13 protein-coding genes and 3 pseudogenes are annotated in these 15,489 nt (G+C 40.5%); 8 read left to right on the top strand and 8 right to left on the bottom strand.

The window, feature by feature from the left end; translation table 11 throughout:
• Window positions 1–72: 72 nt before the first annotated feature.
• A pseudogene (locus H8S63_RS03400) lies at window positions 73–633 on the top strand (hypothetical protein).
• A 20-nt stretch (window positions 634–653) separates the two neighbouring features.
• On the opposite strand, the pseudogene H8S63_RS03395 reads toward H8S63_RS03400, so the two are convergent.
• Window positions 654–1,187: pseudogene (locus tag H8S63_RS03395) on the bottom strand (FAD-dependent oxidoreductase); the annotation flags it as partial.
• Between the two features lie 133 nt (window positions 1,188–1,320).
• Window positions 1,321–2,754, bottom strand: coding sequence for an aspartate ammonia-lyase (locus tag H8S63_RS03390; RefSeq protein WP_007755725.1), 1,434 nt, complete (start codon window positions 2,752–2,754; stop codon window positions 1,321–1,323).
• A gap of 179 nt (window positions 2,755–2,933) precedes the next feature.
• On the opposite strand from H8S63_RS03390, the gene H8S63_RS03385 reads away from it, so the two are divergent.
• From H8S63_RS03385 to H8S63_RS03375, 3 genes are read left to right on the top strand one after another with little or no spacing between them, the layout of a single operon-like run.
• Window positions 2,934–4,244: an anaerobic C4-dicarboxylate transporter family protein gene (locus tag H8S63_RS03385; protein ID WP_186925723.1), complete on the top strand. Its 1,311-nt coding sequence runs from the start codon at window positions 2,934–2,936 to the stop codon at window positions 4,242–4,244.
• Between the two features lie 32 nt (window positions 4,245–4,276).
• Entirely contained in the window at window positions 4,277–5,335 is a 1,059-nt protein-coding gene (gene ansB / locus H8S63_RS03380; RefSeq protein ID WP_007755734.1) for an L-asparaginase 2, read from the top strand.
• Window positions 5,336–5,349: 14 nt separating this feature from the next.
• A complete protein-coding gene (locus H8S63_RS03375) occupies window positions 5,350–6,537 on the top strand; it encodes a porin (protein WP_186925722.1) in 1,188 nt (395 codons plus the stop codon).
• 79 nt (window positions 6,538–6,616) lie between these two features.
• On the opposite strand, the gene H8S63_RS03370 is transcribed toward H8S63_RS03375, so the two are convergent.
• The 3 genes from H8S63_RS03370 to H8S63_RS03360 all read right to left on the bottom strand — a co-directional run bounded on the left by H8S63_RS03370 (window position 6,617) and on the right by H8S63_RS03360 (window position 8,145).
• The gene (locus H8S63_RS03370) at window positions 6,617–6,838 is read right to left on the bottom strand and encodes a DUF2795 domain-containing protein (protein ID WP_002558131.1); all 222 of its coding nucleotides are present in this window, start codon (window positions 6,836–6,838) and stop codon (window positions 6,617–6,619) included.
• Between the two features lie 73 nt (window positions 6,839–6,911).
• Window positions 6,912–7,475, bottom strand: coding sequence for a cob(I)yrinic acid a,c-diamide adenosyltransferase (locus H8S63_RS03365; RefSeq protein WP_007755739.1), 564 nt, complete (start codon window positions 7,473–7,475; stop codon window positions 6,912–6,914).
• 46 nt (window positions 7,476–7,521) lie between these two features.
• Window positions 7,522–8,145: a hypothetical protein gene (locus tag H8S63_RS03360; RefSeq protein WP_007755741.1), complete on the bottom strand. Its 624-nt coding sequence runs from the start codon at window positions 8,143–8,145 to the stop codon at window positions 7,522–7,524.
• 151 nt (window positions 8,146–8,296) lie between these two features.
• Here H8S63_RS03360 and H8S63_RS03355 point away from each other — a divergent pair, with 151 nt between their 5' ends.
• A complete protein-coding gene (locus tag H8S63_RS03355) occupies window positions 8,297–9,595 on the top strand; it encodes an NCS2 family permease (protein ID WP_055279252.1) in 1,299 nt (432 codons plus the stop codon).
• Between the two features lie 101 nt (window positions 9,596–9,696).
• Here the strand turns inward: H8S63_RS03355 and H8S63_RS03350 are convergent, their stop codons facing one another.
• Entirely contained in the window at window positions 9,697–10,380 is a 684-nt protein-coding gene (locus H8S63_RS03350) for an energy transducer TonB (protein WP_186925721.1), read from the bottom strand.
• 613 nt (window positions 10,381–10,993) lie between these two features.
• On the opposite strand from H8S63_RS03350, the pseudogene H8S63_RS20280 reads away from it, so the two are divergent.
• The 3 genes and pseudogenes from H8S63_RS20280 to H8S63_RS03340 all read left to right on the top strand — a co-directional run.
• Window positions 10,994–11,197: pseudogene (locus tag H8S63_RS20280) on the top strand (hypothetical protein); the annotation flags it as partial.
• Between the two features lie 118 nt (window positions 11,198–11,315).
• Window positions 11,316–12,539, top strand: coding sequence for a site-specific integrase (locus H8S63_RS03345; RefSeq protein ID WP_149965228.1), 1,224 nt, complete (start codon window positions 11,316–11,318; stop codon window positions 12,537–12,539).
• Window positions 12,540–12,564: 25 nt separating this feature from the next.
• Complete coding sequence (locus H8S63_RS03340; RefSeq protein ID WP_149965227.1) at window positions 12,565–13,686, top strand: YhcG family protein; 1,122 nt, start codon at window positions 12,565–12,567, stop codon at window positions 13,684–13,686.
• 233 nt (window positions 13,687–13,919) lie between these two features.
• Here the strand turns inward: H8S63_RS03340 and H8S63_RS03335 are convergent, their stop codons facing one another.
• Together H8S63_RS03335 and H8S63_RS03330 are read right to left on the bottom strand one after the other, a co-directional pair.
• The gene (locus H8S63_RS03335) at window positions 13,920–14,282 is read right to left on the bottom strand and encodes a hypothetical protein (RefSeq protein WP_149965226.1); all 363 of its coding nucleotides are present in this window, start codon (window positions 14,280–14,282) and stop codon (window positions 13,920–13,922) included.
• 558 nt (window positions 14,283–14,840) lie between these two features.
• The gene (locus H8S63_RS03330; protein WP_149965225.1) at window positions 14,841–15,299 is read right to left on the bottom strand and encodes a hypothetical protein; all 459 of its coding nucleotides are present in this window, start codon (window positions 15,297–15,299) and stop codon (window positions 14,841–14,843) included.
• Window positions 15,300–15,489 lie beyond the last annotated feature (190 nt).

Here is a 15,489-nt window from a genome sequence, read left to right as displayed (position 1 = left end):
TATAATTAGAAACATAGCGATAAAAGTATTAAATTTATAATGCTGAATTATAACATTTAAACGATTACCACTATGTTTCCAGAGTCTAAAGTTACAGAGATTTATTGTATGGCCGATGATTTTTGCAAGGAATTTACATTTCAACAGGAAAAATATATGATTAAGGATAAGAAGACCAGGCATCGTAGCAAACCCAACCGTATGAGTGATGCAGAGATTATGGTTATTCTAATCCTGTTTCACTCCGGTGGTTTCCGTTGTTTCAAGCATTACTACAAGGAGTATGTCTGTAAACATCTGAAACACCTTTTTCCGCGTCAGATTCCTTATAACCGTTTTGTGGAACTGGAGAAGGAGGTATTGCTTCCCATGACCATCTTCATCAAAAAAGTCCTGCTGGGAATCTGTACCGGCATCAGTTTTGTTGACTCCACTCCCTTACGTGCTTGTCGTAACCAAAGAATCTTGATTCATAATTGAAGAACATTGCGCAGATAGAACACTCCAGACATCGTTCATTCAATAACTTTATAGCCAACTCCTTGTCGGCTATCGCGGCATACTGTTTTTTTTGAAAAGAAGCCCGCCATTGACGTATATTTTATCAATGACGGACAACTGTCTATTTTTTGATTTTATTTCGAACCCACGTTAAATACGGAGTAGGCAACCGGATTACGGTCACTTGTTTTCCGCTTCTTATCTCCAAACAAATCTTCACGGATAATCCGATAATCATCCAATGAAATATAAGTGAACTGCAAACCACCTTTCACATCACCCACGGCACGTATATTCGGATTAGTTGTCTTCAGATATTCATCCACAATGATGGCTCCATGTGCGTCCGTCTCCACTCCGGCAACTTCTAGATTCAGATCTTTCGTATTGGGTTTGCGCCCCGTAGCCAACAAGACAGCATCTGCCTCAAGTTCGAACACTTCACCAGTTTGTGAGTCAGAAAAGACAACGACAGCCCTATTTTCAACATGCTTCACAGATTGTACCTTCGCGTTCATCCGAAAAACAATGCCTTTTTTCTCCAATGTTTCCTTTACACTTGCAGCAATGTCACGATCTTCACGAGCAATCAAATCCGGATAACTCTCAAGCACCGTCACCTGCGAACCGAACGAAGCATACATAGACGCATATTCTAAACAAATATAACCGCCGCCAACAATAACCATTTCGCCGGATAAATTAGCAATTATTCCCGTATAAAATCAAAGTAGTACATCATCAAAACCACCGGAACAGATCAACGATCCGCTCGGCGATTTCTCATCTTAAACCAATTCCACTTACTATAAATACCAATCAACGATTTGGGTGAATATCCAACTTCACCGGCTTAATCATATTCTCCGGTTTCAGAATGGTATCCAAGTCTTTTTTAGAAAGGATATTGTGCTCCAATACAAGTTCATACACTCCTTTCCCTGTCTCTAAAGCTTCTTTTGCGATCTTAGTAGAGTTTTTATAACCGATTACCGGATTCAAAGCTGTCACTACCCCGATACTATTATGAACATCCCTACGGCACTTTTCTTCGTTGGCAGTAATGCCGTCTACACATAAAGTACGCAAAGTATCAAAACCATTCATCAACAGATCAGCGGATTCAAAACAGCATTGCGCCATCACCGGCTCCATTGCATTTAGTTCCATCTGGGCAGCCTCCCCACTCATTGTCACACAAAGGTCGTTACCTATTACTTTATAGGCGACCTGATTCATTACTTCTGGTATTACCGGATTCACTTTTCCTGGCATGATGGAGGAGCCCGGCTGCATAGCCGGCAAATTAATTTCGCCCAGCCCACAACGCGGTCCGGACGCTAACAGCCGCAAGTCATTACATATCTTATTCATCTTTACAGCTACCCGCTTCATCGCTGCCGAATAACCCACCATACAAGAAGTATCCGAAGTCGCTCCAATCAAATCATCCGCCAATTTTATATCCAGCCCTGTAATCTTACACAGAGCCTCAATACACATTTCCGCATATTCCGGCTCGGCTGTGATTCCGGTTCCAATAGCTGTCGCTCCCATATTGACTGTCAAAAAATCCTGTGCGGCAAAATCCAGGTTCTTCACTTCCTGCTCCAGAATATTTGCAAATCCATTAAAAGTTTGTCCAAGCGTCATCGGTACCGCATCTTCCAATTGGGTACGTCCCATTTTGATAATATGTGCAAACTCTTTCCCTTTTTTCCGGAAAGAAGCTATCAATTCTCCAAAATGCTTCACCAATTTGAGATGAGTGTAATACAAACCAATGTGAATAGCGGTAGGATAAGCATCATTAGTAGACTGGGAACGGTTCACATGGTCATTGGGAGAACAATACTGGTATTCTCCGCGCCGGTGTCCCATCAATTCCAATGCACGGTTGGCAATCACCTCATTGACATTCATATTCGTAGTCGTTCCGGCACCACCTTGAATCATATCAACCGGAAATTGTTCATGATGCTTGCCTTCAAGAACTTCCTTACAAGCTTTCAATATGGCGTCTGCCTGTTCTTCTGTTAACAGGTCCAATTTGCGATTGGCAACGACAGCTCCCATCTTCGTAATAGCCAAAGCCTGAATAAACAAAGGGTATTCGTTCAAGTGAAATTTGCTGATGCGAAAATTTTCAATACCACGGAGTGTCTGCACTCCGTACAATGCACTTTCCGGCACCTCACGACTACCTATCAAGTCGCTTTCTGTACGAGTTTTTGTTGATAAATTCTGTTTCATATCGGTTGTTTTATAACAATGACATTTTAGTTAGTTCTTATAATAACCAACCAACAAGGTTATTGTTTTAATAAATATGCAAAAACCATTCAATAACTTTTTTGTTCTTAATACAGGAAAAAGAAAGTACAAAGAAAGAAATCACTTATCTTTGTCTTTAAACTTAACGCAATAACCTTATGATATTACAATTAGCATTTGTTCTGACTGCCATTATTATTGGTGCACGCTTGGGAGGAATCGGTCTCGGAGTGATGGGAGGAATCGGATTGGCGATACTTACCTTCGTTTTTGGCCTGCAACCTACCGCTCCTCCTATCGACGTAATGTTAATGATTGCAGCCGTTATCTCAGCCGCCGCCTGTATGCAGGCTGCCGGCGGACTCGATTATATGGTGAAGCTGGCAGAACATTTATTACGGAAGAATCCGTCACACGTTACTTTGTTAAGCCCATTAGTGACTTACTTGTTTACTTTTGTGGCCGGAACCGGTCATGTGGCCTATTCCGTATTACCGGTTATTGCGGAAGTCGCCACCGAAACAAAAATCCGTCCGGAACGTCCGCTCGGTATCGCGGTTATCGCTTCCCAACAAGCGATTACCGCAAGCCCGATTTCTGCAGCCACAGTTGCTTTACTCGGACTATTGGCCGGTTTCGACATCACTCTGTTCGATATTCTCAAGATTACGATTCCCGCTACCATTGCCGGTGTTTTGGTAGGTGCGTTGTTTTCTATGAGAGTGGGCAAAAACCTGTCAGAAGATCCCGAATACCAGAAACGTCTGAAAGAAGGGCTTTTCAACGACAAGAAAATAAAAATCAAGGATGTCAAGAACAAACGTTCAGCTATGATTTCTGTTATCATCTTCATGTTGGCTACTGCCTTCATCGTACTTTTCGGCTCTTTTGAAGGGATGCGCCCGTCTTTTCTTATCGATGGTGAAATCGTTACTTTAGGAATGTCCTCTATCATCGAAATCGTCATGCTGTCGGCTGCCGCCATCATCCTATTGCTAACAAAAACAGACGGAATCAAAGCTACACAAGGCTCTGTATTTCCTGCCGGAATGCAAGCGGTAATCGCCATTTTCGGTATTGCCTGGATGGGAGATACGTTCCTTCAAGGTAATATGGCGCAACTGACTTTCTCCATCGAAGGTATCGTACGTCAAATGCCATGGCTTTTCGGAATTGCACTGTTTGTGATGTCTATCCTATTATATAGCCAGGCCGCTACCGTACGTGCACTAGTACCGCTAGGCATTGCACTCGGTATCTCCCCCTATATGCTGATTGCCTTATTCCCTGCAGTGAACGGATATTTCTTTATTCCAAACTACCCTACCGTAGTAGCCGCTATCAATTTTGACCGTACGGGAACAACAAAAATCGGCAGATATGTGCTGAATCATTCATTCATGATGCCCGGACTTGTATCAACGGCTGTTGCTATCGGACTAGGGTTGCTTTTTATACAAATATTCTAACTATATATTATTAACCTAAACTTCATTCAGTTATGAAACAATTCAAAAGATTTGGTCTGATAGCAGTAACACTACTATTAACCGTGACAATGGCGTTTGCCGCAAAACCGAATATTCATATCCTTGCCACAGGAGGAACGATTGCAGGTACAGGAAGCTCTGCCACCGGAACCAGTTACACAGCCGGACAGGTGGCCATCGGTGCGCTGCTTGACGCCGTACCGGAAATCAAAGAGATCGCTAACGTTACAGGTGAGCAGATCGTAAAAATCGGTTCGCAGGACATGAACGATGAAGTATGGCTTACACTTGCCAAGAAAATCAACGAACTGCTGAAACGTCCGGATATCGATGGTATTGTCGTTACTCACGGAACGGACACAATGGAAGAAACCGCTTATTTTCTGAATCTAACCGTTAAAAGTGATAAACCGGTAGTATTGGTAGGCGCCATGCGTCCGTCTACCGCATTAAGTGCCGACGGACCGTTAAACCTTTATAATGCCGTAGTCACTGCCGCTGCCACAGAATCAAAAGACAAAGGAGTACTGATCGCCATGAACGGACTTATCTTGGGAGCGGAAAGCACAGTGAAAATGAACACCGTTGACGTACAGACATTCCAAGCTCCCAATTCCGGTGCACTGGGCTATGTACTAAATGGAAAAGTATTCTATAATCAGATAACACTCAAGAAGCATACCACCCGATCAGTATTTGACGTGACCCGCCTTACTTCACTCCCCAAAGTAGGTATCGTATATAGCTATTCCAATATTGAGGCTGATATGATGACTCCTCTGCTCAACAACGGATATAAAGGAATCATCCATGCCGGAGTAGGTAACGGGAATATCCATAAAAACATCTTCCCATCATTGATAGATGCACGTAAAAAAGGGATTCTTGTTGTTCGTTCCTCCCGTGTTCCAACCGGTCCTACGACTCTTGACGCAGAAGTAGACGACGCTAAATATCAGTTTGTGGCTTCGCAGGAGTTGAATCCGCAAAAGTCGCGTGTATTGCTAATGCTTGCATTAACCAAAACTACGGACTGGAAGCAAATTCAGCAATATTTTAACGAATACTAAACCCTGACTAACTTATGAAAAAATTGATTTTTATACTGCTCCTCACGGGCAGCATACAGGGAATATATGCCCAAAAAGCAGAGAAAAAAGACAAATTCTCTCCTAATACTCCTTTATTTGAGGAACTGACAGACGTGAAAAAGAAAACAGATAAGTTCAACCTTTATCTGAATATGCAAGGTAGCTTTGATGCCCATTTCCGGGACGGATTTCAAGAAGGTGACTTCAATATGCACCAACTCCGCATCGAGGCAAAAGGTAATATCAACAACTGGCTCTCCTACCGTTACCGTCAACGCCTTAACCGCTCGAACGATGCAAACGGCATGATTGATAATCTTCCCACCTCTATAGATTATGCAGGTATTGGTATCCAACTAAATGAGCAGTTCAGCCTTTTCGCCGGGAAGCAATGCGCCGCTTACGGTGGTTTTGAATTCGATCTGAATCCGATTGATGTCTACCAATATTGCGACATGATTGATTACATGAGTAACTTCATGACCGGATTGAATGTTGGTTATAATATCACTCCCGACCAGCAACTGAATCTGCAAATCCTAAACAGCCGCAACGGTTCTTTCGACAGTACCTATGGGATTACAGAAGACACCGAAGGTAATGTACCCGATCTGAAATCCGGGAAAATGCCGCTGGTATATACATTGAACTGGAATGGCAACTTCAACAACTTGTTCAAAACTCGTTGGTCGACCTCTATCATGAATGAAGCCAAAAATCATAATATGTATTATTATGCCATAGGTAATGAACTGAATCTGGGTAAGTGGAACGCCTTTGTAGATTTCATGTATTCGAAAGAAGATATCGACCGCAAGGGAATCATCACGAGTATTGTCGGACATCAAGGCGGACATAACGTCTTCGACACCGGTTATCTTTCTGTTGTAGCCAAATGCAACTACCGTTTTCTGCCAAAATGGAACGCTTTTGTGAAAGGGATGTATGAGACCGCATCTGTCACTAAAGCCTCCGAAGGAGTGGAAAAAGGGAATTACCGCACCTCGTGGGGATATCTTGCCGGTATCGAATTCTATCCGATGGAAACCAATCTGCACTTCTTCGTAACATACGTAGGACGTTGCTATGACTTTGCTTCCCGGGCCAAAGCATTGGGACAAACGGACTACACTACGAACCGGGTATCTGTAGGTTTCATTTGGCAAATGCCCGTATTCTAAACACTGTAAAATACAAAAAAATACCCGATAGCTTTTGTATAGTTATCGGGCATTTTATATGTTCAGTTCTTAGTTAAAATTAATACTCTTCCTCGTTAAAGAAAAAATCCTCCTTACTAGGATAATCCGGCCAAATATCTTCGATACTTTCATAGATTTCGCCCTCATCTTCCATCTCTTGGAGATTCTCAATAACTTCAAGAGGAGCACCCGAACGCATGGCATAATCAATCAATTCATCCTTGGTTGCCGGCCAGGGAGCATCTTCAAGTTTTGATGCTAGTTCCAATGTCCAATACATAATTTTGAGTATTTAAAGTGAATACTAAATTTGTCTTGCTTTCTATTTTTCGGCAAAAGTATAATAAAATCTATCATTTCCAACTATTATCCCAAAATATTTCGTTATTTTGTTCATCAAAATTAATTTTCCGGGATAATACAAACAAATAGTCTGACAATCTGTTGACAAAAGCGAATACTTCGGGCGAAATTGTACAAGTTTCGGATAAAGCCAAAATACGTCTTTCGGCCCGTCGGCAGACTGTCCGGCAGATGTGACAAACAGATGCGCCCCGACTTCCACCCGGAATAATAAAGGCACAAAGCTCCGGCAACTGTTCGTCCAACTTATCAATTTCATGTTCAAGACTTTCTACATCTCCGGAAGTTATAATACTCGCAGGTTTCAACTGCATTGTCTCCTGATCGGTAGCGAGATGGGAGCCGATAGCAAACAACTTATGCTGAACTCCTAAAATAAAGTGACGGTCCGCCTCATCCAACAGATAGGTGTACAACCAGCCCAAATTCGAATTCAGTTCGTCCACTGTCCCATAGGCTTCCAGGCGGATATGCGTTTTCGGCACACGACTGCCGCCAACTAGGCTGGTAGTCCCCTTATCACCGGTTTTTGTATATACAAGGCTCTTTTTCATAATTTTCTTTTTTAATCATCTATATAAGGTTAACGTACAAAGGTTCTCAGAAGTTGACGATATAATGCTGTTTTATCTTTGTTTTATCAAAAAAGAGTAAACCCAAGTCATACAAATCAAAAGTAACCCCAACCCGCTCGTCCTCCTTCAATTGATTCCAAAGCGTTTTCATCTTCTTTGAATAGCAAATTCCCTGCACCACAAACACACTTTTCAAAGTAACCCGCTGCGCACAAATATGAAAAACTTCTTCCATCAGTTCAGGATTCTGATAATTATTCATATATAAAAAATCGACCGGAGTATCTGCATCCAGAAACAGTTCCGAGAGGTCGGAAGCAAATAGATAAGAAGCGGAAGGCTTAGCCGACTGCAAATAAAGTGAAGCCGTCGAAGGCTGTCCCACTTCTATAACAGTGGCAGGTTGTACTTTATTCACCAACCGGAACAAAAAGCGGTTTATTTTTCCTCTACTCTTACTCCACCCACATTCTCTCACTTTCTTTCTCTGCTCTTCTTGCAAAGCATGATATGCATAATAGGGTGTATACTCATAAATCACATCCGTTATCAGACTGAAAGCAAAAGGGGAATGCACACCATATCCGCAACGATAGCGAAAACGGGAAAGCCAAATAAAAGGTCTTTTTATAGAAAGTAGAAGATTCATAAAACAAACGTTCGTTTTTTATTCTCGGATACAAAGATATGTTTTTTATCGCAAAGACAGAATAGTGGCGCAAGAAGAATTCAACAACTGAATACACCCCGATTGTCTAAAATTTATCTACTTTTGTAACGTCTAAAAATATTCGAAGAATATGGAAAACAAGAATATGCTACAAAAGTTGTTTGGATTCAATTCACATTCCATGCAGGTAAGAACTGAGATTCTTGCAGGTATTACTACATTTCTGACTATGTCATACATTCTTGCCGTGAATCCTAGCATACTGGGTGTCACAGGCATGGATAAGGGGGCGGTATTCACCGCTACCGCCACAGCTTCCTTAATAGCCACTCTTATTATGGCGGTATGGGCCAAACTTCCGTTCGCGCTTGCTCCCGGCATGGGACTAAATGCTTTTTTCGCTTTCACAGTCTGTCTGGGTATGGGTAATACTTGGGAATTTGCATTAACAGCAGTGCTTATCGAAGGCATCCTGTTTATCCTACTGACCCTTTCCAACTTACGTGAAGCCATCCTCAACGCCATACCAGACTCCCTAAAGAACGCCATTGGGGCAGGTATCGGACTTTTTATCGCCTTCATCGGATTGCAGAATGCCGGAGTTATCACCAAGAACGATGCAACCTTAGTGACACTCGGCAATATCACTTCCGGTTCTCCGCTTTTGGCGCTTATCGGACTTGCCATCACTTCCGTGTTACTTATAAAAAAGGTAAAAGGGTCTATGCTATGGGGAATCCTTTTGACAATGTTGATCGGCATTCCGATGGGAATTACCGAATTTAACGGAATCGTCAGTATACCTCCCTCATTGGAACCGGTATTTTTCAAGTTCGACTTCTCAAAAGTGCTCACCACTCAAATGGCTTTTACTGTGTTTACATTGTTATTTATTGATATGTTCGATACCATCGGCACGTTGGTCGGCGTATCCAACAAAGCCGGAATGTTGGTTAATGGGAAAGTGCCCCGTGCCAAACAGGCATTTATGGCCGATGCTATCGGGACTACCGTAGGGGCAATGTTAGGAACCAATACGGTAAGCACATTTGTAGAGAGCGCATCAGGCATCGCTCAAGGAGGCCGTTCCGGAATCACTTCTTTTGTAACTGCTATCTGCTTCGGAATAGCCTTGCTTTTCGCACCGCTTTTCCTCTCCATCCCAAGTGCGGCAACCTGCCCTATCCTGGTGTTGGTCGGTTTATTCATGATGTCACCTATCAAAGACATTGATCTGGATGATTTCACGGAATCAGTTCCGGCATTCATCTGTATCATTATGATTCCAATGGCTTATAGCATTTCAGACGGTATTGTTCTCGGGCTTATCAGTTATGTACTGACCAATCTGCTATCGGGTAAGTTCAAGAAGATATCACTCACCATGTATATTCTCGCAGCCCTCTTTACTCTCAAATATCTGGTATGACCGAAAAGATAAAAAACAAATATAGAAAAAGAGGGTATGTCAATGGCTCATTCGATTCCGAATCTTGACATACCCTCTTTACACTCATCTATTTCAAGCAATTACTGAAGTCTGAACATCACAGGCACAGTATATTTTACTCGAACTTTCTTACCGTTCTGCACTCCGGGTTTCCACTTCGGCATAGAACTGATCACACGGACAGCTTCTTTATCCAAATACGGATCAACCCCTCGTACCACTTCAGGATTCGTTATCGTCCCGTCCTTATCTACAACAAACTGAACAATAACCTTTCCTTGTGAGCCGGTTTCCTGTGAAATCGTCGGATACTTGATATTACCGCTTAAATATTTCATTAAAGCAGCCGTACCACCCGGGAACTCCGGCATAATCTCAACGCTGACATGAATAACGTCTTCAACTACCGTTTCGGTTTCCACCACAGGCGGTATCCATACAATTTCATGAACTGCATTCATATCCTCTGATACTGTAGAAACCTCATCCGTCACCTCTATATCGCTCTTTACTATTTCTAATATGTCTACGACCTTATTTTCGGGAGGTGGAGGCGGTTCCAGCTTTTCCTCAGGGAATGTGATTGGAACTAGCTCTGTCACAAAGATGGATTCATCATCTGATGATAGTGCCGCAACCCTGACATCATGTTGTGTCCATTCGAACGAAACGAACATGAAAGCGAGCGCAACAACCAAACCCATCAACAACCAAGAACCCCGTTGATTCTCAATTGCAGCCTTTTTTGATTTCTTGGCTTCCATAAAAAATGTGTTTAAGTAATTAATAATAGAAAATATATAGTATATATACTACTTTTCATTTTTCCTCTTAAGCATTACTTAAAGTGCTCTCTAGCTGCAATAAATATAGTATTTTTATTGACAGGGTGTTACGCTTCCGCTTGTTTATTTTATTCTTTTGCCTTCTTTTGGATAAAATTTATGAATTCAACTTACTTTACCTCAAAAACAGAATAAACAGGAAATTTCAGTCAGTCTTGCGAATTGCCCATCTCCTTTTAACAAACAGCATTTGCATATCTATTTTTCAGAATGCAACAGTTCTTCAGAATACAACTTTATCTATTCTTCTTACCTATATTACTAATTGGCAGTACGCAGTGATTTAATACTCGTCATACATAACTTTATTCGTCTGACAGTTGTTGAACTTTCGTCTGACAACTGTTATTCTTTCGTCTAACAATTGTCAGACGAAAAAGAAACAGTTGTCAGACGAATAAAATCATGCATCATTAGTCATAAATCCATTAAGTATTAAGAATAAATTTGCACAAGCTCAAAATTAATTCATAACCTAATACGGAAAGAAACAGACTGAAAACAACTGAAGTTTCGGATTGATCCAATTTAGACCAACGAGTTACGAGGGATAGAAAAGAAAAACGGAGAGAGTTTTTCAACTTTCTCCGCTTCAGTACCCAGACCCGGTACAAGGCATAGAAATCATAGGAAGACAAAAGAACTTATCTCCTTTATTATCAATAGTTTGCATATTTCCTATTTTCTCCATTTTTGCCATATTTTGCCCGTTTTCTGTTATTCAGTACACTTTTAGTACACTTTGAAATATAATTTTCTTTTATACCTTTGCAATATCGGAAAACAAAAGAAAATCAACTATTTAGTAATTTTACCCGGTTACGGTACCTAAATCGGGATAAAACCTCTAAACAATGGCAAAGTTAGAAAATAAAACGAAAGAAAATCCGAAACTGGAACAAAATAAGCTTTCGGATGGTAGAATCAGCCTTTACTTGGAGTATTATTTAGGTAGAGAGGAAAAGCCCGTATTGGATGAAAGCGGCAATCAGGTGTATTACGAAAGCGGTAAGATGCAAGGAAAACCAAAGTTTACTGTCAAACATCACAGGCGAAAAGAAAACCTTAGCCTGTATCTGATAGACAAACCACGTACTCCTGCGGAACGACAACAGAACAAGGAAACATTAGAGCTTGCCACAAAGATACGTGCAGAACGTGAACAGGAATTTAAGGAAAGTATGCTTGGTTACCGCTTGAAGAAAGACAGAACGGTTAATTTCTTAGATTATTATCAAGCCTACATTAACAGCTACACGAAGAAAGACATTCGTATGGTGCAAATTGCGCTTAGTCGTTTCAAGGACTTTTTGAAAGAACAATATCCTGTGAATGAATTTAGCATCAAGCCCGAACTCATTACCAAAGAAATGATGGAACAATTTGTTGCTTACCTGCAATCCCGAAGTGTGGGCGAGGGTGCAAAAAGCATTTTCCAACGATTCAAGAAAGTTGTTCGATATGCCATAGACCATGATGTCATGCTGAAAGACCCATGTAAGGGTGTTACATGCAAAGTAGATAGCCAAATACTCCGGAAAGATGTACTTTCCCCCGAAGAAATACAGAAACTGATAGCTTGCCATTACGACAATGAAAATCCGACAGTCAGACGGGCTTTCATCTTCTGTCTGTACTGCGGCTTACGCTTCTGTGATGTGAAAGACCTTACTTATAAAAATGTGGACTATGCCAACCGACTATTGAAATTCGAGCAAAGCAAGACAAAAGGACATTCAGCCAGCAGCGGTGTAGTTATTCCACTGAACGATGGTTTGCTGTCTATCATTGGCGAAGCTCCGGCAGACAAGAATTGTCTGATATTCGATTTGCCCTCATACGAAAGTTGCTGTAAATCAGTAAAGCGTTGGGTTAAAAGAGCCGGAATAGACAAGCACATAAGCTGGCATTGTGCAAGACACTCCTTTGCCGTGAATATTTTGAACAATGGTGCGAATATCAAGACAGTAGCCAGTCTTTTAGGGCATAGCGGATTGAAGCATACGGAGAAATACACTCGTGCGGTGGATAAATTGAAAGAGGAAGCAATAAACAGCTTACCCGAATTAAAGTTTTAACCATAAAAGACTTATCTTTGTAACTATGGACTTTGAATCATTAGTAGAACATATCAGTACGATACAGAACACGTTGCAGGCACAAGCCGCACACGCAGTAAACCTCGCCCTTACCGCCCGTAACTGGCTTATGGGGTGCTATATCGTGGAGTTTGAGCAGAACGGAGAAGACCGTGCCGCATACGGCGAACAACTGTTGAAGAAGCTGGAACAACGGCTGAAAACAAAAGGTCTGAATGAACGTAGATTTCGTGAGTTTAGGCGGCTGTACCTTGTTTATCCACAACTGAAAGAACAAGTATTACACTATATCATGTCGGGAAATGAAATTCAGCACACACTGTCCGCCGAATTCACAGAGCCAATTCGGCACTCAGTGTGTGCCGAATTACAAACATCAGAAATACAACATAATAAATGGAGTATTCCTTCAGAAAGATTATTCAACAAGCTGCCATATTCTCACTTAAAATTCATATCTAAAATCGAAAGTCCTATAAAGCGTGCTTTCTATGAAATGGAAGCAATACGTGGCTGTTGGTCTGCAAGAGAACTGGAACGGCAAATAGCGTCTTTATACTATGAACGTAGCGGACTATCCAAAAACAAGGAAGCTCTTTCCGATTTAGTCCGGCAACAAGCAGCCTTATTGCAGCCTAAAGATGTTATCAACACCCCTGTTACTTTAGAATTTTTAGGATTGAATGAACGTGCCTTAGTAACAGAAAGCGACTTGGAGCAATCCATTCTTGACAACCTGCAACACTTCCTGCTGGAAATGGGACATGGATTCTGCTTTGAAGCCCGGCAAAAACGTATCCTGATTGATGAGGATTATTTCTTTGCTGACCTTGTATTCTATCACCGCATTTTGAAGTGCCATGTCATTGTGGAATTGAAGATAGACAAGTTTCGCCATGAGTATGCTTCACAACTCAATATGTACCTTAACCACTTTAAAGCGGAAGTGATGCAGCCGGACGATAATCCACCTATCGGAATCTTGCTTTGTACCGAAAAGGGAGATACATTAGTAAAATATGCCACTGCCGGATTAGACCCGAACATCTTCGTGCAGAAGTACATGATAGAACTTCCAAGTGAGGAAGAAATAAAGGAGTTTATCACTTCTGCAAACTGCCAATAATTCAACCAAACAAATACTGGCGAAAAGAAAAAGACTATTTCTCTTTTCGCCAGCATAAATATTTTGCTGCTAATAGAAATAGGTTTAGTTTGTTTTGGATATATACAAAGCCATAAACTAACCTTATTATAAAAAGCTAAAAGACATCCCGTATAGAAATTGACTTTAAGTAAATACATATTTCTTGCTGATTAGCCTATTGGTTTCAATTTATTTCACAGCATGAACATTATTTATGGTATTTCCAGATTCATTTTCTTCATATAGGCAGTATCAAGCTCCGCGCCTTTCCAGTTTATGTCAGGAGGAAACTGTTTCCATCCGTCTTTGGGTGGCGCAAGTACCCATTTGGGAACAATGGTACTTAAGACATTCGCATTGCCCGGAAATACCGCAGAGAACATTATCAATGCGTATTTATGAGACACATCTGTATTATTAAATTTACTTGTTGTTGCGACATGTCTAATACTATCAACATAATAAATGAATCCTTTTTCTTGACTTGAACTTGAATTGATAACAAATCCATCTTTATAGTAAGTTCCAATTGTATAACGAATATTATTGTCATTAAAATAATAGAACTTATCCATAAAGTAGAATATAGGCAATTGCAATAAAACACAAATGCAAATAATCCTAAATATCCATTTCTTTTTTTGTGAGAGATTTATTTCCATAAATTTGATGAATAGCTTTGCCAAGTTAATGTTAATGAATTGCAAAAGAATGCCATTTAAGGATAGACCTCCCTTGCTAATAATGTTTTTTTACAAGATGCGAAATGACCATTGACAAAAACAAATAAATGAACACACAGCCTTGCATTAATATAAAGATGTCCGGTGCTATGGGTTTGCTGTTTGTGTAATATATGTATCCGAAACTGAATAAACAGGTCGCTACCAACATAATTACAGCCATTATACGAATTGCGTTGCAGTGCAACCATAAATCAGTTATGATAAACAAAAAAGAAACAAACAATTGCAAAATAAAGACACCAAGGAACATGCCAGAGATATATTCCGATTTTGGTATTGACTTTAAATAAAAACATGATAAATATATGTTTACACTAAATGCTGTAAAGAACAATATAATTGTTACTAATTGTCCTATTTGTTTTAACTTATTTCGCAACATGAACATTATTTAGGTATTTCCAGATTCATTTTCTTCATATAGGCGGTATCAAGCTCCGCGCCTTTCCAGTTTATGTCGGGAGGGAACTGTTTCCATCCGTCTTTGGGTGGAGCCAGAACCCATTTAGGAACAACTGTTTTTACAACAACTCCTGCTCCATGCATCTTTGTTGAATATTTAATAAGTAGTCTGTCTTCCTCAAGATTGTAATTGCTAAGAGTTGCTCTTGTGTAAGTATTATAGCTGTTTCCATTCACTTCATAAGAAAAATCATATTGTGTTTTTGGACTTTTTCCTACCAGAAAACTTGTATTCTTATACTTGGCTATGGTATAGCGTACATTTTCGGAATTATAAAAGTAATATTTATCAGAGAAATAGACGTAAATAATATTCATAGCCAGTAAGATACCAACTATTTTCCAACCGTTCTTTTTTATCCAATGTATAAATTTACCTGTCATACCACTTGATGCTTTTATTGCTTACCTGATAGTTTGAGGATAGTACAATTTTTCTTCCTTATTTAATTGAAAAATAGCCAATTGCTATTCCCAAGATAATGGCACATACAAGAATCCCCAATGCTATAAAGAGATAGTTGGGATAATGAAACTCAAGGTCCATATAAGGTATATGTTTTCGTTTCACATA

Origin of the sequence: Bacteroides sp. NSJ-39, assembly GCF_014287315.1 — a bacterium.
In the GTDB taxonomy this organism is placed as follows: domain Bacteria; phylum Bacteroidota; class Bacteroidia; order Bacteroidales; family Bacteroidaceae; genus Bacteroides; species Bacteroides finegoldii.
The sequence above is the reverse complement of the archived record's forward strand: the minus strand, read 5'-3'. Positions and strand labels throughout refer to the sequence as shown.

Excerpts from the sequence above, each read along its gene's own strand:
- H8S63_RS03390 (WP_007755725.1), bottom strand. The coding sequence starts at position 2,754 with ATGAAACAGAATTTATCAACAAAAACTCGTACAGAAAGCGACTTGATA.
- H8S63_RS03385 (WP_186925723.1), top strand. The coding sequence starts at position 2,934 with ATGATATTACAATTAGCATTTGTTCTGACTGCCATTATTATTGGTGCA.
- ansB (WP_007755734.1), top strand. The coding sequence starts at position 4,277 with ATGAAACAATTCAAAAGATTTGGTCTGATAGCAGTAACACTACTATTA.
- H8S63_RS03375 (WP_186925722.1), top strand. The coding sequence starts at position 5,350 with ATGAAAAAATTGATTTTTATACTGCTCCTCACGGGCAGCATACAGGGA.
- H8S63_RS03370 (WP_002558131.1), bottom strand. The coding sequence starts at position 6,838 with ATGTATTGGACATTGGAACTAGCATCAAAACTTGAAGATGCTCCCTGG.
- H8S63_RS03365 (WP_007755739.1), bottom strand. The coding sequence starts at position 7,475 with ATGAAAAAGAGCCTTGTATATACAAAAACCGGTGATAAGGGGACTACC.
- H8S63_RS03360 (WP_007755741.1), bottom strand. The coding sequence starts at position 8,145 with ATGAATCTTCTACTTTCTATAAAAAGACCTTTTATTTGGCTTTCCCGT.
- H8S63_RS03355 (WP_055279252.1), top strand. The coding sequence starts at position 8,297 with ATGGAAAACAAGAATATGCTACAAAAGTTGTTTGGATTCAATTCACAT.
- H8S63_RS03350 (WP_186925721.1), bottom strand. The coding sequence starts at position 10,380 with ATGGAAGCCAAGAAATCAAAAAAGGCTGCAATTGAGAATCAACGGGGT.
- H8S63_RS03345 (WP_149965228.1), top strand. The coding sequence starts at position 11,316 with ATGGCAAAGTTAGAAAATAAAACGAAAGAAAATCCGAAACTGGAACAA.
- H8S63_RS03340 (WP_149965227.1), top strand. The coding sequence starts at position 12,565 with ATGGACTTTGAATCATTAGTAGAACATATCAGTACGATACAGAACACG.
- H8S63_RS03335 (WP_149965226.1), bottom strand. The coding sequence starts at position 14,282 with ATGGATAAGTTCTATTATTTTAATGACAATAATATTCGTTATACAATT.
- H8S63_RS03330 (WP_149965225.1), bottom strand. The coding sequence starts at position 15,299 with ATGACAGGTAAATTTATACATTGGATAAAAAAGAACGGTTGGAAAATA.